The following is a 25,941-nucleotide window of genomic DNA, read 5'->3' as shown; positions in this document are numbered from 1 at the left end:
GGACGGGGGCACGGTGTCACACCGTCTTGAGCATCCCGCCGTCGACGAAGTAGGTGGAGCCCACCGAGTAGCCGGCCCGATCCGAGCACAGGAAGACGATGAAGTCGGCGACCTCCTCGGGTGTGGCGAAGCGTTTGATGGGGGCGTGCTCTCTGGCGACCTCGTCGAGGTGGCCCTGCCAGTCCCCGCCGCTGTCCGCCGTGAGCTCCTTCGCCGTCTTCACCCAGTCCGGGGTGAGGACCAGGCCGGGGTTGACACAGTTGACGCGGATGTCGTCGCCGATCAGCTCGGCGGCCAGCGTCTTGGAGAACATCATGAGCGCGGCCTTGGTCACGTTGTAGATCGGCTCGTACCACAGCGGCTGCACCGCGCAGATCGACGCGTTGTGGAGGATGACTCCGCCGCCCCGCCGCCGCATGCCGGGGACCAGGCCGCGGGCCAGCCGTACGGCCGCCATGACGTGCAGGTCCCAGTAGGCCTGCCACTTCTCGTCCGGAGCGTCGAGGATGGTCTCGTTCGACCCCGCGCCCGCGTTGTTGACGAGGATGTCCGCGCCGGCGAAGGCCTCCTCGGCGGCCGCGGCCAGGGCGGTGGTGCCGTCCCGCGTCGCCACGTCACACGCGACGGGCACGGCCCGTACCCCGTAGGTTTCGCGGATGCCGCGCGCCTCCTCCTCGAGGCGGTCGGCGGCGCGTGCCGCGAGAACGAGATGCGCGCCCTCGGCGGCCAGGCTTCGCGCCACGGCGAGGCCGATGCCCGCGCTGCCGCCGGTGATGACGGCGACCTTGTCTCTCAGCCCGAGTTCCACGAGACCTCCCCTGTGCGGCACCGTTCCCTCCACGCTGCCGCGCGCGAGGAGCCTTCCGCAACGGGCGGCGACTCGCGGAGTCGACCGACGAACCTCCGGCGGGCCTGCGTGACCAGGCCGGGCGGCGGCGGACCCTGACCCAGCCGGCCAGACCTGGAAGAGGGCGAGGCGCCCCGCTGAAGCGGGCGAGAACCCGCCTGCCGCCCCGAATGACGTCAGGCCTGACGGGCGCGGACGAACCAGACGTCCTGGATGATGGCCCGCAACCGGTCGGGCAGCGGCGGCAGCCAGTCACAGCGACCCTCGGCGATGTCGCCGTGCAGCGTCGCCTGCGCCTGCCAGCCGTAGGGCGCCAGCCACTCCACCGGGTCGTGGAACGAGCCGACGAACGGCGAGCCGAGCTCGCCCATCCTCCGCAGGAAGTCCTGCCGGGCGGGATCGGTGAGGAACCGGTCGTGCGGCCCGTCGAACGTGAAGCACGAGCCCGTCGCCGACATCTCGCTCATGGCCTCGGCCAGCGCCCGGGCCTGCGGCTTCGTGAGGTAGTAGAACAGCCCCTCCGCGATCCAGTGCACCGGCTGCTCAGGGTCGAAGCCCGCGGCGAGCAGCGCGGCCGTCCAGCCGTCGTCGCGCAGGTCCGCCTCCACGACCTCGACCCGGCATCTGGCGGCGAACCCGGCCGCGCCGAGCAGTTCCGACTTCCCTGCGAGCTGGCCGGGAAGGTCGACTTCGAAGTAGTTGAAGCCCTGGTCGAGCGGCAGCCGGTAGGCGCGGGAATCGGTGCCCGAGCCCAGGCACACCGCCTGCCGTACGCCTGACTCGATGAGCGTCTGGTCGCCGAGCCGCCCTCTGATCGGCACCACCTCCGACGGCAGCCCCTTGCTGCGGATCTCGTCGTAGCTCGCCTCGGACTCAGCGGTGACGAACGCGGCGGCGCAGGGATCGTCCAGATAGGCGTCCGCCTGGTCGCGCTCCCTGGACCGGATCACGGCCATCCAGTCGCTGGTGAGCATCACGGATCCGGCCCGCACCTCATCGCCCACAACGATCACCTTCCGCACGCGAGTCCCCACTCAGAGTCATCATGCCTGATGGCGTCCTGACCGACCGTCGGAGGGGGTGTGCGGAGGCCACCGGAACCCGCGTCGCCGCGACCCGCGCCGGCTCCACGCCGGGGGCGCGGGCCGGCCCGGCTCGGCCGGCTGCCGTCTCACCGCGCACTCGACGTCACGAGCCCGGCGATCGTGCGGGTCACGCCGCCGAGATACCGAGGCCGGACAGGAACGCAGCGGCGGCAGGGGATGGCGGGAAGCGACTCCAGATGAGGTGCTCCATCCGGGCGGGAGCATCGCGAAGCCGGAGGACCGGCAGGTCGGGGACGTCGGGGACGAAGGCGGCCGGCAGCATCCCGACGCCCAGGCCCTGTCGGATCAGGCGGGCCATGAAGTCCACGGTCGTCACTTCGAAGGCGACCTCGCGCCGGGCTCCTGCCGCTGCGAAGGCCTCGTCCGTCTGGGCCCGCGCGGCGGTGCGTGGGGGGAAGTCGACGAACGGCTCGTCCGACAGCTGATGCAGGTCCACGTGTTCCCTGTCCGCCAGCGGGTGGCCGGGCGCCACGATGGCGACGAGGTCGCCGCGGGCCAGTTCGCGGCCATGGACGCCCTTGGGCCGTACGCCCAGGGGAAGTCCCAGGAAGGCGACGTCCAGAGTGCCCTGCTGCACCCGTTCGATCAGCTCCTCGCTCCCGCCCGAACGCAGGCTGATCCGCACCTCCCGATGCCGCAGGTGGAACTGTTTCAGCTCGGCCGGCAGATCGACCGCGACGACGGTGGGGATGGCGCCGATGGCGAGCCGGCCGCGGATCTCTCCTGCGGCGGCCGCCACCTCGGCCCTGGCCCGCTCGGCGGCGTCCAGAGCCTGGCGGGCCGCGGGGAGAAACGCCTCGCCGGCCGAGGTCAGCCGGACACGGCGGCTGGTGCGCTCGAAGAGCTTGGCGCCCAGCTCACGTTCCAGCCGGGCGATCTGGTGACTCAGCGCGGACTGGACGACCTGGCACTGCTCGGCGGCGCGGGTGAAGTTGCTCGTCTCCGCGACGGCGACGACGTAGCGCATCTGCTGAAGCTCCACGAATCAATCGTGGTACACGATCGCTTCGATGACAAACATGCGTTGGACTCATTGATCGTCCATCGTCGAGGCTGGACGCATGACGACGGCGAGACTTCAGGACAGCGGCCTGTCGCGCGGGCTGCTCCTGCTCATGTCGGTGGCGACCGGGCTGGCGGCCGCGGGCAACTACTTCGCGCAGCCGCTGCTTGATCTGATCGGCCGGGAACTGGGGCTTGGACCTTCGCTGGCGGCGCTGGTGGTGACGGCCGCGCAGGCCGGGTACGCGCTGGGGCTGATCCTGCTGGTGCCGCTCGGCGACCTGGTGGAGCGGCGGCTGCTCGCCGTGTCCCTCTATGCGGCGACCGCGGTGTTCCTGCTGATGTCGGCCACCGCGGCCAACGGCACAGTGCTCTTGGCCAGTACGGCCCTGACCGGGCTGACCTCGGTGGGAGCGCAGGTCGTGGTGCCGTTCGCGGTGACGCTGGCGGCCCCGGCCGAGCGCGGCCGGGTGGTCGGCACGGTGATGACCGGGCTGATGCTCGGCCTGCTGCTGGCACGCACCGCGTCCGGAGCGCTGTCGGACGTGGGCGGCTGGCGGACGGTCTACTGGGTCAACGCGGTCCTGATGGCCCTGATGGCCGTACTGCTGCGCGTCTTCCTGCCGCGGCTCGGCGGGGACGACAGACGCCTGTCCTACCCGAAGCTGTTGCGCTCGACGGTCGCGATGTACCGGTACGAGCCGCTGCTGCGGTGGCGGGCAGGAATCGCCGCCTTGAGCCTCGCTTCGTTCAGCGTGCTGTGGACGGCGCTGACCTTTCTGCTGGTGCGGCCGCCGTACGGCTGGTCGGAGTCGGCCATCGGCCTGTTCGGCCTGGTCGGCGCCGCGGGTGCGCTGACCGCCACGGTGGCGGGGCGGCTGGCCGACCGCGGGCACGTCCAGACCGTGACCGGCGCGGGGACGGTCCTGCTGGTGGCGTCCTGGCTGGCGATCGCGACGGGAGCACGCTCGCTGGTCTGGCTGCTCGTCGGCGTGATCGTGCTGGACCTGGCGCATCAGGCGGTGCTCAACAGCAGCCAGAACGTCCTCTACGCGCTCCGGCCCGAGGCTCGCAACCGGATCAACTCCGCCTTCATGACCTCCTTGTTCATCGGCGGCGCCGTGGGCTCCGCGCTGACTTCGGCGGTCTGGGTGCACGGCGGCTGGACCGGCGTGTGCGTCCTGGGCGCCGCCCTCTCGGCCGGGACCGTCGCGTTGTGGGTCCTGGAGCGCGTCACCGCCGGCCGGGCGGCGGGGAAGCCTCCGCAGACCTCGGTCGACCAAGAACTCACCATGGCCACGACGGGGCACCGGCCGCCCCGACCGACCGACCCCAGGAGCTGAAGCCATGCGCATCACCGTGTCCGGAACGGCTGGAACGAGGGGAAAGGGAGCATGAGCGTGTCGCGCACCGTGCTGATCACCGGAGCCACCGGAACCGTCTCCACTGCACTGATGCACGCGCTGGACGGTGCCGATGTGGATCTTCGCGCTCTCATCCATGAGGAGTCCCGAGCGGACGGCCCGCACGAGCAGGGCGCCGAGGTCTTCGTCGGAGACCTCGATGACGCCCGGTCGCTGCCGCCCGCCTTCGAGGGCGTGCAGGACGTGTGGCTGCTCACCCCGAACGGCCCGCGTGCTTCGGAGCACAGCATGAACGCCGTGTGGGCCGCGCGCCTGCCGTCACTCGACAAGAAGCAGCGGCACTCGACGGGGCTCACAGAACTGGAAAGAGGGCATCAGATGATGCGATCAGTCAGGCGCCTTGGTGCGGTTCTCGCCGCACTCACCTTGGCCGTCACCGTCGGCGGTTCCGCCGGAGCGGCATCGGACCCGCGGGCCGGGACATCTCCGACATCGATCTCGTTGCCCGACGGCTTCCGGCCCGAGGGCATCGCCATCGGCCCCGGCCCGTTCGCCTTCATCGGCTCCATGGCCGACGGCTCCATCTACCGGGCCGACCTGCGCACCGGACGCGGCGCGATCGTCAGCCGCGGGCCCGGCACACCGTCACTCGGGATGAAGACCGATCCGCGCGGACGGCTGTTCGTGGCGGGCGGCACGGGCGGTGACGCGCGCGTCATCGACTCCCGCACCGGCCGGGTGCTGGCCTCCTACCGGCTGACCACCGGCGCGGCCTTCGTCAACGACGTCATCCTCACCCAGGGCGCCGCCTGGTTCACCGACTCCACCAACCCGGTGCTCTACAAGCTGCCGCTGCGCGGCGGACGGCTGCCCGCCGCCGCGCAGCGGATCCCGCTCACCGGGGATCTGGTGTACGGCGCCGGCTTCAACGCCAACGGCATCACGCCGACTCCGGACGGCCAGGGCCTGATCATCGTGCAGTCGAACACCGGCGGGCTGTTCCGCGTCGACCTGTCCGGCCGGACCCGCCGGGTGAACCTGCACGGCGAGTCGCTGCCGGACGGCGACGGCCTGTTGCTGCGCGGCCGGACGCTGTTCGCGGTGGAGAACGGGGTCCAGAACGGGCGCAGCGCCGTGACCGTCCTGCGGCTGAACGCGACGGGGACCGACGGCCGGGTCGTGCGGCGGGTGAGCGATCCCCGGTTCGACATACCGGCGACCGTGGCCGCCTTCGGGCCCCGGCTGTACCTTCCCAACGCCCGCTTCACCACGAAGCAGACTCCGCGCACGCCGTACATCGCCGTCGCCATCCCGCGCCCCTGAGGCACGCCCTCCAGGACCTGTGCGTGGCCAGGCGCACCCGCGGAGAACCCGGCGGCGTCGGACGACGGTTGACATGTAGCTAGGTAAGGCTAACCTAAGTCCCGTGACCGAGGAGATCTCGCTCCGTGGAGCCGACCTGTGTCTCAGCTACCACGGCACCACGGCCGTCGAGAACGGCCACATCGCTGTCCGCCCCGGGACCGTGACGGCCCTGGTGGGCCCGAACGGCAGCGGCAAGTCGACCCTGCTGCGGGCGCTCGCCCGGCTCCACAGGCCGGACGCGGGCACGATCACGCTGGCCGACGGCGCGTCCGCGACGGACCTGCCGATCCGTGACTTCGCGCGGCGGGTCACCCTGCTCGCTCAGAGTCGTCCCACGCCGTCCGGTGTCCGGGTCCGCGACGTGGTCGGCTATGGCAGGCATCCCCACCGAGGGCGGTGGCGGGCGGGCGACCCCGACGGGGACGCCGCCGTCGGGCGGGCGATGGAGCTCACCGGCGTCACCGCGATGGCCGACCGTCCGGCGGACGAGTTGTCAGGCGGCGAGCTGCAGCGCGTGTGGCTGGCCACCTGCCTGGCGCAGGACACCGGCGTCCTGCTTCTGGACGAGCCGACGACCTTTCTGGATCTGCGCTACCAGGTCGAGCTGCTGGATCTGGTGCGCGATCTGGCCGACGAGCACGGTGTGGCCATCGGGGTCGTCCTCCACGACCTGAACCAGGCCGCCGAACTGGCCGACCACGTCGTCCTCCTGCAGCGGGGCCGCGTCCGCGCGGACGGTCCGCCCGCCGAGGTCCTCACCGAGCAGCTGCTCACCGAGGTGTACGGCATCCGCATCGAGGTCACGCACGACCCAAGGACGGGGACGGTGACCACCCGGCCGGTCGGCCGGCACACCAGAAGCGTCCCCGCAACAACCTGACAGGAACACCCATGATCCCCCTGCGCAACGTCCTCGTGGCCGTCGCCGCCGTCGCCGTGCTCGGCGCCTGCGGCACCACCGAGACAGCCGCCCCGGAACCGGCGGCTTCCGGCGGCACGGCCTCCGCCGCCCCCATCACCGTGACCGACGGCCGCGGCAAGCAGGTCACTCTCGACCGTCCCGCCACCAAGGTGGTCGCTCTGGAGTGGGGAGAGGCCGAGATGGTGGTCAGCCTCGGCGTCATGCCGGTCGGCGTGGCCGACGTCAAGGGTTACGGCACCTGGGTGACGGCGGCCAAGCTCGACCCCTCTGTCAAGGACGTCGGCACCCGCCAGGAGCCGAGCGTCGACTCCATCGCCGCCCTCCAGCCTGACCTGGTCGTCATGGAGGCCGAACGGGACTCCGCGCTGGTGCCGCAGCTGGAGAAGTTCGTCCCCGTCATGGTCGCCAAGGGAAGCGACGCGAGCGACAACCTGGGCCGCATGCGCGCCGACCTCAAGATGATCGCCACCGCGGTGGGCAGGACCGCCGAGGCGGACAAACTCCTGGCCGACCTCGACACCACGCTGGCCGACGGCAAGGCCAGGCTCGCCGCCGCGGGCGCCGCCGGCAAGCCGTTCGTCATGGCCGACGGCTGGAAGGACGGCAGCAAGATCTCCATCCGCATGTTCGGCAAGGGCTCGCTGGTCTCCGACCTCGCCACCCGGCTCGGCCTGACCAACGCCTGGACCGGCGAGGTCGACCCGCAGTGGGGTCTGGGCACCACCGACGTCGAGGGCCTGACCGCGCTGAAGGACCCCGACACGCGCTTCTTCTACAACGCCTCCGACGGCCAGGACGTCTTCGCCGACGGACTGGCCTCCAACGCCATCTGGGAGAAGCTGCCGCTCGTCGAGAAGGGCCAGGTCACCAAGCTGCCCGACGGCATATGGACCTTCGGAGGGCCGCTGTCGTGCAAGCAGTACGCCGAGACCGTCGTGAAGGCCTTCATCGCTTGAGCATCCAGGTCCAGGCCCCGGCGGAGCCGGCCACGCCCCTGCGGTGGCTGGGCAGCGTCGGGGTCGTTCTGCTGACGCTGGCGGCGGTCGTCCTGGTCGCCGCGGTTCACGTGACGCAGGGCACGTCGTCGATCGGTGCGCTCGACCTGCTGCGCCTGCCGTTCGACGGCGGGGACGACGAGGCCGCCCGCGTCCTGATCGCCTCCCGGCTGCCCCGGCTGCTGGCCGGGGTCGCCGTCGGCCTCGCCCTGGGCGTGTCGGGAACCTTGCTGCAGTCGATCTCCCGCAACCCGATGGCGTCGCCCGACACGCTGGCGGTCAGTTCCGGCGCGTACTTCGCGGTCGCCGCGGCGGCGGCGTTCGGCCTGACGTTGCCGCTCCCCCTGTCTGGTCTGCTCGCCCTGCTCGGCGGCCTGGCCGCCGCCGCCCTGGTGCTGGCGCTGGCCGCCGGCGGCCGGATCGGCACCACCAGGCTGATCCTGGCGGGCTCGGCCACCGCGTTGGCGCTCAGCTCGCTCACCAACCTGCTGATGATCCTCTTCGAGGAGGAGACAACCGGGCTGTTCGCCTGGGGCAGCGGCTCGCTCGTGCAGAGCGACCTGAACGCCGTCGTCCAGGTGGGCCCGCTGATTCTGCTGACGCTGGCCGCCGCGATCCTGGCCGGACACAGGCTCGACATCCTCGGCCTGGGCGACGACACCGCCACCGTGCTCGGCATCAACGTCAGGCGGCTGCGCCTGTGGGTCACGCTGCTGTCCGTCGTGCTGGCCTCCGCCGCGGTGACCATCGCGGGCCCCATCGGATTCGTGGGACTCTGCGCGCCGGTGATCGTCAGGCTGCTCCCGGCCTCGCTTCCCGGCGTGCACCGCCATCGCACGATGCTGCCGCTGGCGGGCCTCGTGGGCGTGCTCATCGTGCTCGGCTCGGACATCGCGCTGCGGGCCGTCCTGGGCGGGCAGGCAGGCGTGGACGTGCCGCCGGGTGTGGTGACCACGCTGCTCGGCGCCGCCGTGATGGTGTGGCTGGCCCGCCGCTACCGGGACGCGGGGCCGACCCGCCAGCCGCCGATCGTGCGCATCCGCGCCACACGCTCGCGCGCCGCCTTCCTGATCGTCGTGACGGCCTGCGCCCTGTCGCTCGCCGGCGCGATCTTCCTCGGCATGCTCGGCGGCGACACCTGGGTCCTGGGCGGCGACCTGGCCAACTGGCTGAACGGCCGGACGGGACGTGGCCTCACCTACGTGCTCGACCAGCGGTATCCCCGCGTGCTCGCCGCCGTGCTCGCCGGCGCAGCGCTGGCCGTCGCGGGCACCGCGGTTCAGGCCGTGTGCCGTAACCCGCTGGCCGAGCCCGGCGTGCTGGGCGTGACCGCGGGCGCGGGCGTTGGCGCGATCTCGCTGCTCGCCGTCGTGCCGCTCGCCGGGATCTGGTCCATGTCGGCCGTGGCCATGGCCGGGGCGCTGGCCGCCTCCGCCGCGGTCTACCTGCTGTCGTGGCGCGGCGGGCTCAGCTCTGACCGGCTGGTGCTGATCGGTGTCGGGATGCAGGCGGCGTGCACCGCCCTCACTGTGATGATCATCGTGAGGGCCGACCCGTGGAACACCGCCATGGCCCTGACCTGGCTGTCCGGCTCCACCTACGGCCGCGTCCCCGTCCAGCTCATCCCGGTCGCGCTGGCGCTCCTCCTGGCGACTCCGCTGATCGCCTGGCTGCGTCGCGATCTGGACCTGCTCGCCCTGGACGAGGACAGCCCGCGGGTCCTCGGCGTCCCTCTTGAGCCGGTACGGCTGGCCGCGCTGGCCGGCGCCGTCCTGCTGACCGCCACCGCGGTCTCGGCGGTCGGCGTCGTCGGCTTCGTCGGCCTGATCGCCCCGCACGCCGCCCGCGCCCTGGTCGGCGCCCGGCATGCCCGCGCTCTTCCGGTGGCCGCGCTCCTTGGCGCCCTCCTGGTCAGCCTGGCCGACACGCTCGGACGCACCGTCATCGCCCCGGCCCAGGTACCCGCCGGGATCGTCACCGCCCTGCTCGGCACGCCGTACTTCGTCTGGCTGTTGTGGCGCTCCCGCACGCAGGCGCACCGCTGAGCGGGCGTGCGGCGACGATCGGATCGGGCTTAGTCTGATTCTGCGACGACTCGGACGGAGGCGCGGACGCAGATGAGCCAGACCGATCCGCACATCCATGTCGAGCAGAAGGTGATGCAGGCGGGTGCCGCCTACCGCAACATGATCGTGTCGTCGTTGGGGCTCGTGCCCGACGCACCGAGTGTCGTCGCCACCGGTTGCGGGCTCCAGGTGCCCTATGCGATGACCTCGCCTCGTCCCGAAAGCGTCACCTGCCTCGCCTGCAGGGAACACGCTCATCTGGAGCACCTGCGCTTCGCCGACCAGGTGGAGCGCCTGAGCCGGATGCCCGGCGCGCCCGTCACCGGCGATGAGGCGGCCAAGGCCGCGCAGTGGGCCCGGGACCTCGCGAAGAGGTTCTCCGGCTAGTGCGGTGACCACGCGATGGCCTGCGCCGTGCCGTCAGGGCTTCACGGGCGGGCACGTGCTTCCGCGTCAGCGCCGCGGGTGCGCAGGTGGATGCGTTCGCCCTGCTTTCCGAAGAGGCTGAGTACTTCGACGCTGCCGCGTCCGGCGGCGCCGAACCAGTGCGGAATCTGGCAGTCGAACTCGGCCGCCTCGCCGGCTCCCATGATGAAGTCGTGGTCACCCAGTTTCACGCGGAGCCGGCCGCGGAGCACGTACAGCCATTCGTAGCCCGCGTGGGTCCGCAGGTGGGGCTGTTCGTCGTGCGCTGGAATGGTCATCTTGTACGCGCGCGGTTCTCCCTGATGCCGCGACAACGGGATCAGCACGCGGCCGTCCTTTCCGGTGGGCCGCTGCGGCACGCGCGGATCGAGTATCCGGGGTGCGGCGACGATCTCGTCGAGGGCGATGCCCAGCGCCGCGGTGATCGGCAGGAGCAGTTCGAGGCTCGGCTTGCGCTGAGCTGATTCCAGCCGGGACAGCGTGCTGGTCGAGATGCCAGTGGCACGCGCGAGGTCGGCCAGGCTGATGCCCTTCTTCTCGCGGGCGCGTCGCAGCCGAGGAGCGATCTGCTCTATCACGGCGCCGACGCTCGGTTGCTCGTCCATGGGACGCAGTCAATCAATGTGTCCCGGAATCGGCAACGAAGTTTGTTGATTCCGGGAGCTTCTCCCGATCCTCTCAGTGGAGGTGATCCGAATGAACGCGACAACGGATGCAACGAGCGGATCGGTGTCAGAGGTGCTGTGGGACACCGTCATCATCGGCGGTGGGGCCGCCGGACTGTCGGCCGGGGTCGTGCTCGCGAGAGCACGGTTCGCGACGCTGGTCGTCGACGGCGGTGCGCCGAGGAACGGGCCGGCCGATCACATGCACGGGTACCTGACCAGGGACGGCATGGCGCCGAGAGAGTTCGTCGCGACCGGGCAGGACGAGTTCACCCGTTTCGGCGGGACACTCGTGCGGGCGTCGGTGATCGACGCGCGGCGCGCCTCGGACGGCACGTTCGAGCTGCGGCTCGACGACAACCGCGCCCTGCGCGCTCGGTCGGTGCTGGTCGCGACCGGGCTGACCGACGAACTCCCCGCCATCCCGGGGCTGTCCGAGCGCTGGGCGTCCGAGGTGCACCACTGCCCCCACTGCCATGGCTACGAAGTACGGGGGCGTGCCATCGCCGTGATCGGCAGCACGATGGCGGCGGTATCGACACATCTGGCCGCGCTGATGCGCCGCTACAGCTCCTCGGTGACGTTCTGCGTCAACGGCGCCGAGGTCGACACCGCCCAGCGGCAGCGCCTCACGGCGTACGGCGTGCGCCTGATCGACGCGCGCGTCACACGGGTCGCGACGAGTGCCGGCACCGCGGGCGGTGACCCTGTCGCCATCGAGCTCGACAACGGCGAGACGGTCGCGTGTGAGGCCGTCTTCGTGGCACCTCGCCCAGTGCCCCATGACACGATCCTGACCACGCTCGGCGCCGGCAGGGACCCGGTGAGCGGACTCGTCGCCGTCGATTCCCACGGTGCCACGAACGTCCCAGGTGTCTGGGCGGCCGGGAACGTGGTCAACCCCCGGGCGCAGGTCGTCGCCGCCGCGGGCGCGGGCTCCACCGCCGCCATCAACATGACCGGCTGGCTGCTCGAACGGGAGCTGTCCGCTGCCGTCCCGGCTGACGGGCGCGGCGTCGGGGGTGCGCTCTGATGGCCGGGATCACCGCGGAGACGTCCAGGGCCACTCCCGCCCGGAGGTTGCCCGCCGGCGTGTACCTGCTCGGTTTCAGCCTGTTCGCCATGGGAAGCGCAGAGTTCCTGCTGGCCGGCGTACTGCCGGCGGTGGCCGCCGATCTGGACGTCACGCTCTCCTCAGCCGGGTTCCTGATCACCGCGTTCGCGTTGGGTGTCGTGATCGGCGGCCCGCCGTTCGCCGTGCTCAGTCTGCGCTGGCCTCGCCGTACCGCGCTGGTGGCGACCCAGGCCGTCTTCGCGGCCAGCATCGCCGTCGGGCTGCTGGGCGACTACCAGGTGCTGCTGCTGACGAGAGTGGTTTCGGGCATCGCCTACGCGGGCTTCTTCGCTGTCGCGTCGGTGACCGCGATCAGCCTGGTGACGCCGGACCGCAACGCCCGCGCCTCCGGAGTGGTGGTCAGCGGGCTCAGCGTGGCAATGGTCGTCGGCGGTCCCGCGGGCACGCTGCTCAGCCACTTCATCGAGTGGCGCGGCGGCTTCTGGGCCGTCGTGGCCCTGACGGTCGTGGGGATCATCGGTTGCCTCCTCGGACTCCCCGCCGCCGGCTCAGACGTCGGCAGGCCCACCGGGCCGAGTGTTTCGCGGGAGCTCGCCACGATGCGCAAACCGATGCTGTGGGGCATCTACGCGATCACGATCCTGACCACCGCGGCGTACATGATCACGTTCAACTACCTGGCGGCCATGCTCGCCGGCATCACCGCCATCCCCGAGGTCTGGATCCCGGCGATCCTCGCGCTCTTCGGAGTCGGAGCCTTCGTCGGCCTGTCCATCGGCGGCCGTGTCTCCGATCAGCGCCCTCACCTCGCACTCCTGTCCGGCGCGTCGGCGATCGTGATCCTGTCGCTCGTGATGGCTGTCGCGATCCAGCAGGTCTGGGCGGTGGTGCCCACGGTCTTCGTGATCGGTATCGCCGCTTTCGTGCTGAACCCCGCCCTCTACGGACGCGTCTTCGCCATCGCGGCCGACGCGCCGACCCTCGCCGGCGCCACCACCGTGTCGGCCTTCCAGCTGGGCATCAGCATCACCCCCGTCCTGGCAGCCGTCTCCCTCACACAAGGGGCCGCTCTCACATCGGTGTGCTTGATCGGGGCCATCCTCGCCGCGGCTGCCGTACCCCTCATCCTCCTGGACCGGGCGCGACGGGCCCGCGCAACGCGACACACGACGGCCCTCCGTTCGGCTCACGACGAGGTCGCCACGGCCCGGGTGGAGCGCGAGAGGAACCAGCAGTGACGCGTCCGAACGCCCGCTATCGTGCGCGTGCAGACGATCATGGCCACGCCGTGCTTCTTGGAGATGGACGTCCCCACCCGGCACTCGCCATACGGGTTCTCCTCCAGGTCCCAGCCCGTGCACCTGGCGGAGTCCCCGATCGGTTTGCGAACGACCCTCCCGGTCGCCTTGGCCTTCGTGGCGGTCATGCCGAACCGTCTTCAACCCGAGGCATTCGTGCAGTTCAGCTCGAGTGTCCGGGTGAGCGGGGAAGCTTCTCGGGCCCTTTCGGCTCGTCAGGTGTGGAGGGCGTTTCGCTACGCTGAGCGCTATTTGCTGGTCCGGCTGGAGTTGATAGCGCATGACGTCGGTCGACGATACGGTCCTTGCCGCCATACGCCTCGCCGATGCGGACCTGCTTTCTGCCAGTCTTGATCCGTTGAGGTGTCCGCCGGCCGTCCTGCGGCTTCTCATCAGGCATGAGGATCCACGACTGCGAGGATCGGGCCTGGTAGGCCTTGCCGAACGCCTTGCTGCGGGACGAGATGAAGACCGTTGCGAGCAGGCAGGATTCGCGGCGTCGTTGCCTGACTCGCTGGATGGTCCGCCGGAGGCGGCGCTGGCTCTGGCACACCTTTATCGCAGGCTGCGGGCCTACGTCCGTCCCCGGCCCTGGCCGCAGTGGCGCGGGGCGGATCTGCCGGCCCGGGTCCAGATCGCCTGGCTGAGCGCCGAGATCACCGACCGGCCTGAGACCCTGCGGAACGAACCCGAGGGAGAACTGCTCTACCAGGCCGTGCGTGGGATCGGCGCTGTTGATGTGGACGAACCGGAGAGTCTGGCCCGGGAGTTGTCGGGCCGGCTCGATCCTGTGTTGCGGGCGGAGGCTCTGCGGGTCACTCGCGAGGCCGTACACGCCGGCCTGCTGGCACCGGCACGAGCTCGGAGGCTCGTGGTGGAACTCGTCGGATCGATCGCCGGCGAACCTCGCACGGACGCTGCCGCGGCCGACCTCGCCGCGGCCGCGCTGCGTGAGCTGTCGGAGCCCTGGGCCGCGTCGGATCCGTTGCCGCGGGAGCACCTTTGCCGACTCCTCAAGGCCGAACCCGGCCCCGTCGTCTCCGCGGTGGCCGACGCGGCGATCGAAGCCGCAGCACACCACGGGCACCAGGACGTGCTGCGCGACGTGGCCGCCGACCGGAACCGGCCTCCGGTGCTCCGACGGCGCGCGCTGGAACTGCTCGGGGACCTTGCGCGCCGCGACGACATCCGCGACCTCGCGGGCATCGCCGCGATCGACCCGCTCTTGCTCGCCGGGCCGGCCATCCGGTGCCTGCGCGGCCTCCACCGGCGTGGACACTTCCCAGCAGGCGACGACGCGCCGGCGATCGTGCGCTTGGCGATCGCCGACCACTCGGTGCCTGCGGGCGAGGTCGCCACCGTCTTGTTCACGTGCCGACGAGAGACGCTCAAGGAGCTGGCGACGGCGGCCGCGGACGATCCGCACTGGCCGCGGCGACTGGAACTCCTGGTCGCCTTGGCCGCTCAGGGCACCGGGGACCTGCCGGTGGGTGAGAAGGTCGCTGATCTGCTGCGTGTCGCGTCCGATCCACGGCCGTTCCTGCGAGCGATCCGCGCGCTGCGCCATACGGCCGCCGAGGAGGCCGTCATCGCCGCGCTACCGCGGTCACCGGCGGCGGCGCTGGAGGCGCTTGAAGCCGTGGGCGGAGCCCGGACGGTCACGGCGCTGCGAGACGGGCTGGGCGTTGACGGGTCAGAGGGCGGAGACGCTGTCGGCACTGTGGTGTCCTACCTGCGACCGGTTCGCCGCCAGGCCCTGGAAGTGCTGTGGCATCTCACCGAGGACCCCGACGGGCGACGGGCGATCCTGGTTCGGCTCGACCCGCAGGATCTGCCTCGTCGGATCGCCGCCGATCTCGGCGGGCCGGACGAACGGGAACTGGCGTTGCTCCGCGCGGGTCTGGACCCGGACAAGCCCGTGGCCGCCCTGTGCACGCTGGCACGCAACGGCAGCTCCACGACCGTGTCCGCCATCGCCGACCTTCTGCTGCGGGTCGTGTCCGACCTCGCGGCCTCCTGGGCGCCGGGCGCGTCCGGCGGCAGCGGCGAACCTGCGGTGCCGCCGGAAGTCGTCGCGGCCATCCGTGACCTCGGTGGCCGCCTCCACGAAAGAGGGAAGATCCGGCCGCGCTGTCTTGTGGACGCGGCGGACGCGCGGGAGGCCGGCGACGCGCTCGTGGCGAGCATCGCGCTCGATCTGCTGGACCGCCCCGCGCTCACGGCGGCTGAGCGAACGATCCTGCTCAGCCTGCTCCTCCAGACTTCCCACCGCGCAATCCGGTCACGAGTGCATCCGCTGCTACGCCACCGTGACCGCCACGTCCGCAAGCACGTCATCGCGCTACTCGCCCGCGACGCCGACGGCGAGGACGCACAGGCGCTGTCGGCAAGCCTGATTCCGCTCACCACCGCCCCCGACGTGCAGACCGTACGGCAGGCGCTGCTCGCGCTCGGGCACGCGCGCGCGGGCTGGGCCGCCGCCGCGGTCGCGGCCTGTCTCGACCATCCCAACATGAACGTCAAGAAGACCGCCGCGACCGCGCTGATCCACGCCGGAACCCCGGTGGCTGTGCCGAAGCTGCTGTACTGGCTCGGCCGGCACGACAACCCGGGCCTGCGTGCCGCGCTCGTCGAGGCGTCGCGGACGATCCTCGGCGACGCCTACACCGCCACCGTCATTGCCGCGGCCGACCGCGCCGGCGATGACCGTACCCGTGACCTGCTGCTGGCCGGACTCGATGGCTCACTGTCCGCCCGTGCCGTCGGCGCGCTCGCCGACCAGGGGTCACAGGCAGGGGTCACCTTGCTCGCGCTCGTCGCCGCAGGCCGGCTCGCCCTTGGTTCGGGTACGGCCGCGGAACTGGCGGACCGGATGGCGGCCCACGGCATCACCCCGCCGCCCGCCACACCGGACGCCCGGCCGGACGCCGATCTCGACGCCCTGGCGAGCCGCGGCTGGAACACCGAGATCGCCCGGCGCCTCGCGGAAAGGTACGACCGGGACCCAGGCGAGCCGACCGCCCAACGGCTGAGCCGACTCCGGCCGATGCTGGCACGTTGGCTGGAGCTGGCCGCCGAAGGGCCGGAACATCGCGGCCGGGTCCTGCGGTTCACGCTGCAGCTGTGCCCCCAGCCGTGGACAGCCGGCGAGACGGAGACCTTCGCTCGGTCGGTACGGACGCTGGTCGCCGGGCTGGCCGACATCGGCGACGCTCACCGCGACCGGCTCCTCGCGCTGCTCGAAGAGACGGTCGTACGGCTGTCCCCCACCGAGTCGTTCGACGTCGCCGCGCGGATTCGCGCGCTGCCGCCAGAGGCCACGGGGAGCCGGTCCTTGCTGGTGCTGCTGAGCCGATGCGGCGCGGTGCTGACCCGCACCGACCTCGGGCGGGCGCTGGCCGCCGCCCGCGCGGGCGCGAACCCGTGGCCGGCCGAGGAGGAGGTGTTGCGGGAGGCCTTCGGGCTGCCGCGACCGGTCACCGCCGCCGTGTCGAGCGGCGACGGTGAGGCGCACGAGTGCCCCGCCGTACGCCGATGGCGGGAGGCCCTCACCGCGGCCGCCCGCACACCCGACGCCCTCCGGCGTTTCCGCGCCGCTGACCGGCCCGTGGGCGGTCTCGACTCCCACGACTCTGACGAGGCCTCCCACGAACACGGCGCCCGTACCGGCCGCGACGGACGGCCGGCGGATTCACGCGACCGGCTCAACGCACTGATCGGCGTCTTCCCCGCGGCCGGCGCGGAGGCGCGCGACGTCCTTCTGGACTGGATGATCGAGCTGCAGCCATTCGACGCGCCATCGTGGACCATCGCGGAGGACGCCCGCCGGTCCGCGTCGACCGCCCGCGCACCTCGTCCCGCTGATCGGGACCAGCCCCGCTCAGCGGTCCTGTGTGACCGCCTGCTGGAGATGCTGGACGATCCGAAGCAGGATCACCGCGAAGCCGCGGCCCGGGCCTTGCGGAGCTGGCCCGAACCCCGGTTCCGGCTCGCGGTGCTGCGTGCCTTCCTCGACGGCCGGGTTGGCCTCACCGTCACCGCGGATCTCGCGCATGCCCTGACCCTCATGAGCGTGACCGAACTGCGCGAGGCCGGCGGGCATGACTCCGGCGACGACGCGGCCCGCGAACGGATCGCCCGCGTCGCCGCCCATCTGGACCCGCCGGACGTCGAACGGCTCATCCCCCTGTTGCTGACATGGTGGGAACACGGCGGGCCATCCCTTCACGTGTCAGCCAGGCAGGCGTTGCGCAAGGCGGCCCCCGACGTTCTGGCCGAGGTCCTGTCCGGCCGCCTCGAAGCCGGAGCCTGGGGCCTGCTCGATCTCGTCTCCGGCGTCGCGTTGCTGCCTACCCCCACGCTGGTGCGGGCGTGTCGGCGGCTACGCGAAGAAGGACGCGACGACCTCGCGGACAAGATCGTGCTGGTGGAAGGGCCGCTACGCCATCCCCATGCGGCCCAGCAGGACTCCGCCGCTCTCTCGGCACTCCGCGGCCGAACCCGTGTCCCGCGTGCGGCCGCCCGGGAACAACGGCCGCCCCGGGCGGAACTGCTCCACCTGGCCCGTACCGGCGGCCCCGAGCAGATCCGCCGGGCGCTGACCCTGCTCGCCGAGCGTTACGACGACGACCCGGCCCGCCTGCGCCGACCCGACGCGGACCGGCAGGCGGATCGCGATCCCGAACTCAAGGAACTGCTCGCCGAGTCGCTCAGCCATCCCGAGGCGAGAGTACGGCTGCACGCCCACCGGATCTCCCGCAAGGTGATGAACCACCGGGATTATCTGGAGCAGACGTCGCTACTGCTGGACGACCGGCAACCCGACATCGTGCGCTCGGCGGTCAAGACCTTGTGCCACGGGGCGTGGAAGCCGGCCATTCCCGCACTGGTCGACTTGCTCACGCACTCCCACCCCGCCGTCCGAAGGGCCGCCTCCGACGGGCTCGTCCTCCTCGGCGCGCCGACGATCCCTGCCCTCAGGCACGCCGCAGGCAAGGCCCGCCCGGACAAGCGGCACCTCTTCACCTCCGTGCTGGAGAAGATCACGTCCACGGTCACCGCCGATCTGGAGCCCATCGGCCGACCAGGGTGACCGAGTGCACGCCGACCGCCACCGCCCGAGGCCCGGCTCATCGACCGGATGACCGGTGCGATGCGGCTCGACGAAGCGGCGGGCCGCGGTACGGCGGACCGTACAGGCGTGCCTTTCGGGCTAGGGGGCGGTCAGGGCGACGGCGCGGTCCAGAGCGGGCGGGGATTGGGGGCCCTTGGCGAGGTAGGCGCGGAAGGCCTCGTAGTCCCGGCTGCCGCGAACCGCGTCGGTGTATCCGGCGAAGGCGGTGTAGCCGTCGGCGCCGAGCAGCGTGTAGGCGAGGGCTGCCAGGCGGTAGGTGGCGCCGGGGTCGAGGGGCTTGCCGTCTATGAGCACGTTCTCGGGCGCGATCCGGTCGCCGACCGACTTGCCGGCGTCATAGGAGAAGCGGACGTTTCCCGATACGGCCAGCGGGGCGAACCGCACGGTCCCGTTCGGCTGCGTCTGCCACTGCTGCTCCAGCGCCTGCTCGATCTGGCTGCCCTTCACGCTCACCGTGACCACTGGATTGGCGTAGCCCCAGGCGTTCCACGCCTCGCCGAACAGCACCGCGCCCTCGCTGTCGGCAGGGTCGGCGCCCTTTGCGAAGCGCAGGTCGCCGCGCAGGGAGTTGGAGCCCTTCACCGGGGCCACCGCCACCATGGCCAGGTCGGCGTCGGCGCTGTCCGCGCGCTCGACGTCGGCGATCAGGTTGCCGAGCGTGCTCTCGCCGTCCGCGTCACGCGTCCTGGTCAGGTCGCCGGTGATGGTGCCGACCTGGCGGGCCGAGATGAGCTTCTCCGCCGCCACCCAGTGGTCCACCAGCTTGGCCATCGCGGGGTCCGGGGTCACGTCCCTGGTGACCGGGTGGTTCGTGGAGACCGTCGCCTCCCTGATCACCTCCCGGGTACGGCGGTCGATCTTCAGGTTGAGCTCGTTGATCAGCTTGCCGTGGAAGGCGGCCTCGACGACCGGGCGCGGGTTGCCCTCCGGGTCGGGGATCGAGCAGTTGAACGGCGCGTGCCAGTGCCCTGTCACGATCGCGTCGATCTCGGCCGAGGCCTGCCGGGCGAAGTCGATCACCGGGCCGGTGGGGTTGGCGTTGCACCGGTCGTAGACGTCGCCTGCCGTACCGCCCTCGTGGACGTTCGCCACGATCGCCTCGACGCCGCGGCGCTTGAGCTCGGCCACGTACTTGTCGGCCGTCTCCACCAGCGGCAGGTTGTCCAGCGACGGCTGGAACGACGTCGAGCCCTCCACCGTCGTCGTGGTCGTCAGGTTGATGAACCCGACCGGCACGCCCTCGAAGTACTTGATCACATACGGCTTGAGCACCGGCCGGGTGCTGCCCTTGCTGGTGACGTTGGCCGCCGAGAAGTCGAACGTCGCGCCCCTGAAACGGCGTCCGTCGGAGTCGGGGAAGCAGCTGTCCACGCCGCGCGCGCCGAAACACCGGCCCTTGCCCATGTGGTCGCGCAGGAACTCCAGTGAGATGTCCAGCTCGTGGTTGCCCACCGCGGAGAACTCGACGCCGATCTTGTTCAGGAACTCGATCGTCGGCTCGTCGGCCAGCCTGGCCACCTCCGGCGGCCAGCCGCTGAAGCTGTCTCCCGTGGTGAAGGTGACCGTGTTGCGCTTGCCCTGACGCAGGTTCTCGAGATGGGTCGAGATGTACGGCGCGCCGCCCACCACGATGCTGTTGCCCTGGGCGTCCTTGATAGTGCCGTTGGCGGCGTCGGTGTGGGGGCGGATGTAGCCGTGGAAGTCGGTGATGGACAGCAGCTGCACGTCAACGGCGTGACGGTCTGCGCGCTGCGCGCCATCCGGCTGTGCGGTGGTCGGCGTCGGGGTCGGCTCGACCGTGGCCTGGGCGACCGCCTGGGTGCCGCCGAGAACGGCGATGGCCGCGGCGACGACCGCGCCACGAAGGGGGAATCGCACGCAATGCTCCTATTATCGGTAATTGCGAGCTAGATCCTTCGTGTCCCGTCCGGCCGCCAGGTGAAGCCACCCCAAAGCCCAGGCGAACGATCACCCACGCTTCGTCTCGACCCTGGTGCGGTGACCCTTCGGGGCATCCTGGCTTCCAGGCCTCGCGAGCAGACGGGGTGAACGACGCCCCACCGCGGCGTCATCATCGGCGCGGGCACCCGCCGACGTGGCGCTCATGCGTTCCGATCCGCTGAGCGCCCCCGTCGTCCGCTTGGACGGCAGCCCGGCCGGCGCCGGTCGGTCGTGTCGACTCCTTGACGATCCCGGTGATGACAGCGCGGTTTCGCTCCAGCAGACCCCGGAAAGACTACGCACGGTAACGGATCACTACTAATAGTCATCAAGGAGACTTACCGTGATCAAGTCAATGATCCTCCCGGCACTCGCCGCGGCGATCGCCGTCTTCCCCAGCGTCGCCAACGCGACCCCAAGCCATGACCCCTCGCCCTACCAGTTCACCGAGATGACCGGCGCCCAAGAGGTTCCCGGCCCCGGCGACCCGGACGGGGTGGGGATCTTCGCCTGGAGGGTGAGCGGAAAGTCGCTCTGCTACATCATCACCGCCCACAACATCGACCCCGCCACCGCGGCCCACATCCACCAGGGCCCGGCAGGAGTCGCAGGCCCGATCGTGGTGACCCTGAAGGCACCCAGCGAAGGCTTCGCGAACGACTGCATCCGCGCCGTGAGGGAGCAGACGCCCGAAAACGCCGACACCACACTGACCCGAGACGAGCTGCAGGCCATCGTCCACAACCCGAGCCAGTTCTACACCAACGTCCACAACGCGGAATTCCCGGACGGCGCCATCCGCGGCCAACTCGCCAACGCCGTCTAGAGGGCGTCTCCTCTGGACCGTTGAACCGGACGGCGGAGCCAGATCCTGATCAATACGCTCGCGCAGGGCGACCGCACGATGACCCTTCAGCTCGTGACGCACCGCTCCGCGGTACTGCGTCCCTTGCGGCTGACGGCGTCGAAACCGGGCGGTCGCCCACCCCCGCCGACCACTCCGGCGCGGGGTGACCGGCCGTTCCCTCGTGACGCCGTGGACGCTCATCTCCCACGCGGATGGTCTACACCAACCCGCTAACGGGCTTCCTCCCCTCGCCTTGAGCGGCCCGGTGTCAGCAGGGCGGCGACGACAGCGCCGACCGCTGCCGCGACCGCGGCCACGGTGAACCCTCCGGCGAAGCCGCTCAAGGTGTTCCCGACCAGGCTCGCGGCCGCGACGCTCGAGACGACCGCGGCGCCGAGGGAGGCGCCGAACTCGTGGAAGGTGCTCACGATCCCGGAGGCGATCCCCGCCTCGTGGGGCGCCACCTGGCCGAGTGCGGTCGCCGAGGCGATGACGAACATGGCGCCGGTGCCCGCCGCCGCGACGGCCACACCGACCACGACGCTGACCGGGTGCATCGACACCGCCGGGACGGCCATGCCGATCGCGGCGACCGCCAGACCCGCGACGGCCGGCCCGCGTCCACCCCACCGGCCGATCACGCGGCCCGTCAGATTGGCCCCGAGCATCGTCGCCAGCGCCACCGGCAGGAACAGCAGCCCTGTCTGCAACGGGCCGTATCCCCTAGCCTGCTGGAAATAGAAGGTGCCGAGGAAGAACACCGCGATCATCAGCGCCGTCGCCATCAGGATGAGGAACGCGCCCGTCGCCAGGGGCCGCCGAACCAGCAGCCGGACGTCCATCAGTGGTGAGCGAGCCCGCCTCTGCCACAGCACGAACACCACGTAGCCCACGGCGGCCGCAATGACGAGCCACCCCGTGAGCGCGGTGAGCCACCCCCGCTCACCGGCGGCGATGAGCGCGTAGATCAACGACGCGGAAGAGGACGTCACCAGAATCGCGCCGAGGACATCGAGGCGGGGCCGGCCGGCGGACGACGCCTGCCGCGCCGGCAGCAGTACGGCGAGCACCGCGGCGATCACCAGCCCGATGGGCACGTTGACATGGAAGACCCACGACCACCCGGGACCGGCGGTGATCAGGCCGCCGAGAAGGACGCCGAGGGCGGCGCCGCCACCGCCGAGCGCGGACCAGACGCCCAGGGCCCTGTTCCGCTCCTCCCCATCGAACAGGGCCACCACCAGCGACAGTGCCGCGGGAGACAGCAACGCCGCCCCGACCCCCTGGGCGACACGACCGCCCACCAGCATGCCCGCGGACCCGGCCAGCCCGGTGACCAGTGACGCCGCGGTGAACAGGAGCAGCCCGGCGAGCATGACCCGCTTGGCTCCCATCAGGTCCGTGATCCGTCCGCCGAGCAGCATCAGCCCGCCGAAGGTGAGCGTGTAGGCGCTGACCGTCCAGGTCAGCGCCTCGCGGCCGAGTGCGAGGTCGGTCTCGATGTGGGGCAGCGCGATGGCGACGACGGTGACGTCGAGGATCAACATGAGCTGCGCCACCCCGAGAAAGCCGAGGATGCGCCACCGCGCGGGGTGCGGCTCGTGCGGCGATGTCGGCCGTACTGCTGGTCGGGTCATCTGATCCCTCCATGCGAATAACTCGTACTCTCACATACGAGTTTTGACCCTACTCTAACTCGTATACGCGCATACGAGTTAGAGTGGTGGCATGGATGCACCAGCGGCCCGCCCCAGACGTCGCGCCGATGCCGAGCGCAGCATCGTGCGCATCGTGTCCGCGGCGCGGGCGCTGCTGGGTTCGGACCCGAACGCGACCACGGACGACATCGCCCTGGCCGCGGGCGTGGGGCGGATGACGCTGTACGGGCACTTCCGCACCCGGGCCGACCTGGTCGAAGCCGCGCTCATGGACGCGCTGAGGACCGGCGAGGAAACCTTGTCGTCCGTCGATCTGACGGGAGACGCCCGCGAGGCCATGACCCGCCTGCTGGCGTCGAGTTGGACGGTCGTGGCCGAGTCCGCGGCCCTCCTGGCCGCCGCCGAGGGTGTCCTTCCTGCAGGACGTGTGCGCGAGCTGCACGAGGAGCCCGCCCGGCGCATGACCGAACTCATCCGCCGAGGCCAGGAACAGGGCGTCTTCCGCGTCGACTTGCCGATCGTCTGGCTGGTCAACGTCGTCCACTACATCCTGCACGGCGCGGCGGCCGAGATGCGCGCCGGACGCCTGGCCGCACACGACGCCGCCGACGCGGTGACCAAGTCCGTCCAATCGGTCCTGGCCGGTTAGTGGGCTTGATCCGGTCTGACGGACATCTGAGATCGGTCGAATTTCGCGCAGTTTCCTCTGGGCTTTACGCGCGGAAGGGCGGCGTCGATCTCCATCGCCTGCACCCGCTCGGCCACAGTCGGACGCGAACGCGCCGGCCGGAACCAGGCCCGACCGGCGCGTCGCGAACTACCACGCGGCGGCCCTAGCCAAGGTGCCGGGTGAAGAACCGCAGCGAACTGTCCGTCTCGAACTCAGGAATCTCCCCGTGCTTGCCGGGGTTGGCGTGCAGCGTCTTGTCAGCTGAGCCAAGAGCGTCGAACAGCGCCAGGCCCTGGGCTCGCGGCACCAGGTTGTCGTCCCACTGGAGCAGGAATTCCACGGGGACGGTGACTCCGGCGGCGGTCTCGGCCAGCCCGTGTACGCCAAGCAGCCCCAGTACCGCGGCGCGGATGCGGGGTTCCGCGGCGAGCAGCGGAAGCCCGAGCCCGCAGCCCATCGACATGCCCCAATAGCCGACCGGGCCGACGCCCACACGCTCGAGTTCCTGGACCGCGGTGATGACCGCCTGCCATTCCGCGACGGTCTGCCTGGCCAGATGCCCGTGCATGGCGGCGGCCAGGACGGACGGACCCTCGCCGGCGGCCATACCAGCCCTCAGCTCGCCCGCGATCCGGTCGAACTCCTCGTCCTTCGGCCGGTTGCCGTGATTGGGCGCGTCGATCGCGGCGACCGCGAAACCGCCCTCGGCGACGAAGCGGTGTGCGCGGGCCAGGATGCCTGGGGCCTTCTTGTGCTGCCCGCCGCCGTGGCCCATCAGGATCAGGGGGCGAGCCTCGACGGCATCTTCCGGGGTCCACAGCACACCCGGTATCTCGCCGAAGGTGAAGGGGAGGGTGAAGATCTGTTCGGCGACGCCGTCCAACGACGCCTGGGAGGTGAAGCGCATAGCGTTGCAAGCCTTTCGGGATGCCTTCTGCGGGCGCTCCCTAGGCCATGCGAGGGAGGGAGCCCCGACCTGTCACAGCGTTGATCGGTCTCACCTCCTCAGTTCGCGGCGATGCACAGCGGCGCTGAACCTATCACAGAAACCTCGCAGGGCCTCCGAGTAAGGACCTGAAGGGGCAGCCCGTGATCACGACGGGGAGCATGCGGGCGACGTCCTGCGTCACCCTCTCTTCCGTCCGACCACCGTCGAAGGGGATGCGCGCGTCGTCGAGCGCGTCGAGGTAGCCGCGCAGCCGTCCCCCGTCCGTCCACAGGTTGCGGGACGCCTCCGCGAGCGGTTCGCGCCTGGTCGCCGGCGCCTCAGGCGCGGGACATGTGCTCGCGAACATCTACTACGCCTCATAGCCGGCGCTCACTTCATGCCGACACCGCGCCGAGTGAGCTGCCGGAGGCGATGCCACGCTTGAGCCTGATCAGATCCTTGGGGGAATCGACCGCCACCGCGCCCACCAGCACACCGTTCTTGGCGAACCCGACGGCGAAGCGGCCTTCCTCGAACGCACCTGCCACCAGCGTGGCCTCGTCGGCCAGGTGCGGGAGACCGGCGCTCTGGATTCGAGCACCATGCACGTGCGTGGCGAACGAGGGAAGGTCCGCGAACGGCTTGGCGTTCTCCGGTCCTGCGAGCAGGTTGAGGGCGGCCGAGGCTCCCTGGTCGTTGGCGTTGGACCAATGCTCGACCCGGACCATGGAATCGCCGTACAACCCGTGCGGCCAGCGCACCACATCGCCCGCCGCCACGACGTCGGACGCTCCCCGCGCATACAGATTCGCGTCGCAAACCACGCCATCGTCGAGCGTGAGCCCGCTGGATTCGAGCCATTCCGTGTTGGGCGTCACTCCCATGCCCGCGACCACGAGATCCGCAGGTATGGACCGGCCGTCGCTCAGCCGTACCTCCGTCACGCGAGGGCTACCCTCGAAGCCGACGACGCGAATGCCGGAGACGAGCTCCACTCCGTTGCTCTGGTGGTGCTGGGCCAGCCATCGGGCTGTGTCGGTGCCGAACGCGGCGAGCATGGGGTACGGCGCGCCGGCGACCAACGTCACGTGGTGACCGAGCGCCTGCGCGGTCGAGGCCACCTCCCCGCCGATGAAACCGCCACCGATCACCACGACGCGCCGGCGGCCTGTGTTCAGCTCGGCGCGCACGGCGAGCGAGTCCTCGATCGTGCGCAGCGTGTGCACGCCCTCGGGGTGATCGGACAGCCGCCTCGGCCGCGCACCGGTCGCGATGACGAGTCCGTCGTAGTGCACCGTGGAGCCATCGTCCATGGTGACCACCTTGCCGATGGGATCGAGGCCCGCCGCCCGGCGGCCGCGGAGCCAGTCCTCCCCGAGGTCCTCGGCCCCAGGCAACGAGACGTCGTCGTCACCCTGGAGGACGCTCTTGGACAGTGGCGGGCGGTTGTAAGGAGTGTGGGCCTCCGCGCCGATCAGCGTGAGCTCTCCCTCGAAACCCTCCCGACGAAGCGCCTGGACAGCGCGCAGACCGGCGAGCGACGCCCCGACAACGGTGACCCTGTTCAGCTTTCTCATGATCGGCAACATACCCCTCGCAGGTATGAGAAGAGGCGTGACATAGGTCTCATAT

Annotated in this window: 20 protein-coding genes; 11 read left to right on the top strand and 9 right to left on the bottom strand. The window is 71.0% G+C overall.

All coding sequences use genetic code 11. The features are described from left to right. Positions 1-16: 16 nt before the first annotated feature. The 3 genes from ACFSKW_RS32870 to ACFSKW_RS32860 all read right to left on the bottom strand — a co-directional run bounded on the left by ACFSKW_RS32870 (position 17) and on the right by ACFSKW_RS32860 (position 2,935). Positions 17-808, bottom strand: coding sequence for an SDR family NAD(P)-dependent oxidoreductase (locus ACFSKW_RS32870; RefSeq protein ID WP_379576408.1), 792 nt, complete (start codon positions 806-808; stop codon positions 17-19). 215 nt (positions 809-1,023) lie between these two features. Beyond that, positions 1,024-1,851 carry a class I SAM-dependent methyltransferase gene (locus ACFSKW_RS32865; protein ID WP_379576406.1) on the bottom strand — a complete coding sequence of 276 codons (828 nt, stop codon included), beginning with the start codon at positions 1,849-1,851 and terminating at the stop codon, positions 1,024-1,026. Between the two features lie 208 nt (positions 1,852-2,059). Next, complete coding sequence (locus ACFSKW_RS32860) at positions 2,060-2,935, bottom strand: LysR family transcriptional regulator (RefSeq protein WP_379576404.1); 876 nt, start codon at positions 2,933-2,935, stop codon at positions 2,060-2,062. A gap of 79 nt (positions 2,936-3,014) precedes the next feature. Here ACFSKW_RS32860 and ACFSKW_RS32855 point away from each other — a divergent pair, with 79 nt between their 5' ends. The 6 genes from ACFSKW_RS32855 to ACFSKW_RS32830 all read left to right on the top strand — a co-directional run bounded on the left by ACFSKW_RS32855 (position 3,015) and on the right by ACFSKW_RS32830 (position 10,054). After that, positions 3,015-4,298: an MFS transporter gene (locus ACFSKW_RS32855; RefSeq protein WP_379576402.1), complete on the top strand. Its 1,284-nt coding sequence runs from the start codon at positions 3,015-3,017 to the stop codon at positions 4,296-4,298. A 57-nt stretch (positions 4,299-4,355) separates the two neighbouring features. Then, positions 4,356-5,642 (top strand): NmrA family NAD(P)-binding protein, encoded by a 1,287-nt coding sequence (locus tag ACFSKW_RS32850; protein WP_379576400.1) that lies wholly within the window; start codon positions 4,356-4,358, stop codon positions 5,640-5,642. A 103-nt stretch (positions 5,643-5,745) separates the two neighbouring features. After that, positions 5,746-6,564, top strand: a complete 819-nt coding sequence (locus ACFSKW_RS32845) for an ABC transporter ATP-binding protein (protein WP_379576398.1) — start codon at positions 5,746-5,748, stop codon at positions 6,562-6,564. Positions 6,565-6,575: 11 nt separating this feature from the next. Next, positions 6,576-7,562 (top strand): ABC transporter substrate-binding protein, encoded by a 987-nt coding sequence (locus ACFSKW_RS32840; protein WP_379576396.1) that lies wholly within the window; start codon positions 6,576-6,578, stop codon positions 7,560-7,562. After that, positions 7,559-9,646, top strand: a complete 2,088-nt coding sequence (locus tag ACFSKW_RS32835; protein WP_379576394.1) for an iron ABC transporter permease — start codon at positions 7,559-7,561, stop codon at positions 9,644-9,646. Before ACFSKW_RS32840 ends, ACFSKW_RS32835 begins: the two co-directional genes overlap by 4 nt. 72 nt (positions 9,647-9,718) lie before the next feature. Then, positions 9,719-10,054 carry a hypothetical protein gene (locus ACFSKW_RS32830; protein WP_379576392.1) on the top strand — a complete coding sequence of 112 codons (336 nt, stop codon included), beginning with the start codon at positions 9,719-9,721 and terminating at the stop codon, positions 10,052-10,054. Positions 10,055-10,095: 41 nt separating this feature from the next. Here the strand turns inward: ACFSKW_RS32830 and ACFSKW_RS32825 are convergent, their stop codons facing one another. Next, positions 10,096-10,698, bottom strand: coding sequence for a helix-turn-helix domain-containing protein (locus ACFSKW_RS32825; protein WP_379576390.1), 603 nt, complete (start codon positions 10,696-10,698; stop codon positions 10,096-10,098). Between the two features lie 124 nt (positions 10,699-10,822). Here ACFSKW_RS32825 and ACFSKW_RS32820 point away from each other — a divergent pair, with 124 nt between their 5' ends. From ACFSKW_RS32820 to ACFSKW_RS32810, 3 genes are all read left to right on the top strand, one after another. Beyond that, positions 10,823-11,791, top strand: a complete 969-nt coding sequence (locus tag ACFSKW_RS32820; protein WP_379576388.1) for an NAD(P)/FAD-dependent oxidoreductase — start codon at positions 10,823-10,825, stop codon at positions 11,789-11,791. Next, positions 11,791-13,071 (top strand): MFS transporter, encoded by a 1,281-nt coding sequence (locus ACFSKW_RS32815; RefSeq protein WP_379576386.1) that lies wholly within the window; start codon positions 11,791-11,793, stop codon positions 13,069-13,071. Before ACFSKW_RS32820 ends, ACFSKW_RS32815 begins: the two co-directional genes overlap by 1 nt. Before the next feature lie 562 nt (positions 13,072-13,633). Further along, on the top strand, positions 13,634-18,223 hold the full coding sequence (locus tag ACFSKW_RS32810; protein ID WP_379576384.1) for a HEAT repeat domain-containing protein: 4,590 nt from the start codon (positions 13,634-13,636) through the stop codon (positions 18,221-18,223). Between the two features lie 120 nt (positions 18,224-18,343). On the opposite strand, the gene ACFSKW_RS32805 is transcribed toward ACFSKW_RS32810, so the two are convergent. Further along, on the bottom strand, positions 18,344-20,143 hold the full coding sequence (locus ACFSKW_RS32805; RefSeq protein ID WP_379576382.1) for a bifunctional metallophosphatase/5'-nucleotidase: 1,800 nt from the start codon (positions 20,141-20,143) through the stop codon (positions 18,344-18,346). Between the two features lie 406 nt (positions 20,144-20,549). Between ACFSKW_RS32805 and ACFSKW_RS32800 the strand changes: the two genes are divergently transcribed. Then, positions 20,550-21,032: a CHRD domain-containing protein gene (locus tag ACFSKW_RS32800; protein ID WP_379576380.1), complete on the top strand. Its 483-nt coding sequence runs from the start codon at positions 20,550-20,552 to the stop codon at positions 21,030-21,032. Between the two features lie 251 nt (positions 21,033-21,283). Here the strand turns inward: ACFSKW_RS32800 and ACFSKW_RS32795 are convergent, their stop codons facing one another. Then, positions 21,284-22,690 (bottom strand): MFS transporter, encoded by a 1,407-nt coding sequence (locus ACFSKW_RS32795; protein WP_379576378.1) that lies wholly within the window; start codon positions 22,688-22,690, stop codon positions 21,284-21,286. Positions 22,691-22,781: 91 nt separating this feature from the next. Here ACFSKW_RS32795 and ACFSKW_RS32790 point away from each other — a divergent pair, with 91 nt between their 5' ends. Beyond that, positions 22,782-23,360, top strand: a complete 579-nt coding sequence (locus ACFSKW_RS32790; protein WP_379576376.1) for a TetR/AcrR family transcriptional regulator — start codon at positions 22,782-22,784, stop codon at positions 23,358-23,360. Between the two features lie 184 nt (positions 23,361-23,544). On the opposite strand, the gene ACFSKW_RS32785 is transcribed toward ACFSKW_RS32790, so the two are convergent. The 3 genes from ACFSKW_RS32785 to ACFSKW_RS32775 form a co-directional block, all read right to left on the bottom strand. Continuing rightward, entirely contained in the window at positions 23,545-24,288 is a 744-nt protein-coding gene (locus tag ACFSKW_RS32785; protein ID WP_379576374.1) for a dienelactone hydrolase family protein, read from the bottom strand. A 133-nt stretch (positions 24,289-24,421) separates the two neighbouring features. After that, entirely contained in the window at positions 24,422-24,676 is a 255-nt protein-coding gene (locus ACFSKW_RS32780) for a hypothetical protein (RefSeq protein WP_379576372.1), read from the bottom strand. Between the two features lie 28 nt (positions 24,677-24,704). Next, positions 24,705-25,886: an NAD(P)/FAD-dependent oxidoreductase gene (locus ACFSKW_RS32775; protein ID WP_379576370.1), complete on the bottom strand. Its 1,182-nt coding sequence runs from the start codon at positions 25,884-25,886 to the stop codon at positions 24,705-24,707. Between the last annotated feature and the right edge of the window lie 55 nt (positions 25,887-25,941).

Origin of the sequence: Nonomuraea mangrovi, assembly GCF_042681425.1 — a bacterium.
Lineage (GTDB): Bacteria > Actinomycetota > Actinomycetes > Streptosporangiales > Streptosporangiaceae > Nonomuraea > Nonomuraea mangrovi.
Note: the sequence above shows the minus strand (reverse complement) of the source record. Positions and strands in the feature narration are given on the sequence as shown.

What these genes read in the sequence shown, in the direction of transcription:
- ACFSKW_RS32855 (WP_379576402.1), top strand. Translation starts at nt 3,015, where the DNA reads ATGACGACGGCGAGACTTCAGGACAGCGGCCTGTCGCGCGGGCTGCTC.
- ACFSKW_RS32840 (WP_379576396.1), top strand. Translation starts at nt 6,576, where the DNA reads ATGATCCCCCTGCGCAACGTCCTCGTGGCCGTCGCCGCCGTCGCCGTG.
- ACFSKW_RS32830 (WP_379576392.1), top strand. Translation starts at nt 9,719, where the DNA reads ATGAGCCAGACCGATCCGCACATCCATGTCGAGCAGAAGGTGATGCAG.
- ACFSKW_RS32825 (WP_379576390.1), bottom strand. Translation starts at nt 10,698, where the DNA reads ATGGACGAGCAACCGAGCGTCGGCGCCGTGATAGAGCAGATCGCTCCT.
- ACFSKW_RS32815 (WP_379576386.1), top strand. Translation starts at nt 11,791, where the DNA reads ATGGCCGGGATCACCGCGGAGACGTCCAGGGCCACTCCCGCCCGGAGG.
- ACFSKW_RS32795 (WP_379576378.1), bottom strand. Translation starts at nt 22,690, where the DNA reads ATGACCCGACCAGCAGTACGGCCGACATCGCCGCACGAGCCGCACCCC.
- ACFSKW_RS32790 (WP_379576376.1), top strand. Translation starts at nt 22,782, where the DNA reads ATGGATGCACCAGCGGCCCGCCCCAGACGTCGCGCCGATGCCGAGCGC.
- ACFSKW_RS32785 (WP_379576374.1), bottom strand. Translation starts at nt 24,288, where the DNA reads ATGCGCTTCACCTCCCAGGCGTCGTTGGACGGCGTCGCCGAACAGATC.
- ACFSKW_RS32780 (WP_379576372.1), bottom strand. Translation starts at nt 24,676, where the DNA reads ATGTTCGCGAGCACATGTCCCGCGCCTGAGGCGCCGGCGACCAGGCGC.
- ACFSKW_RS32775 (WP_379576370.1), bottom strand. Translation starts at nt 25,886, where the DNA reads ATGAGAAAGCTGAACAGGGTCACCGTTGTCGGGGCGTCGCTCGCCGGT.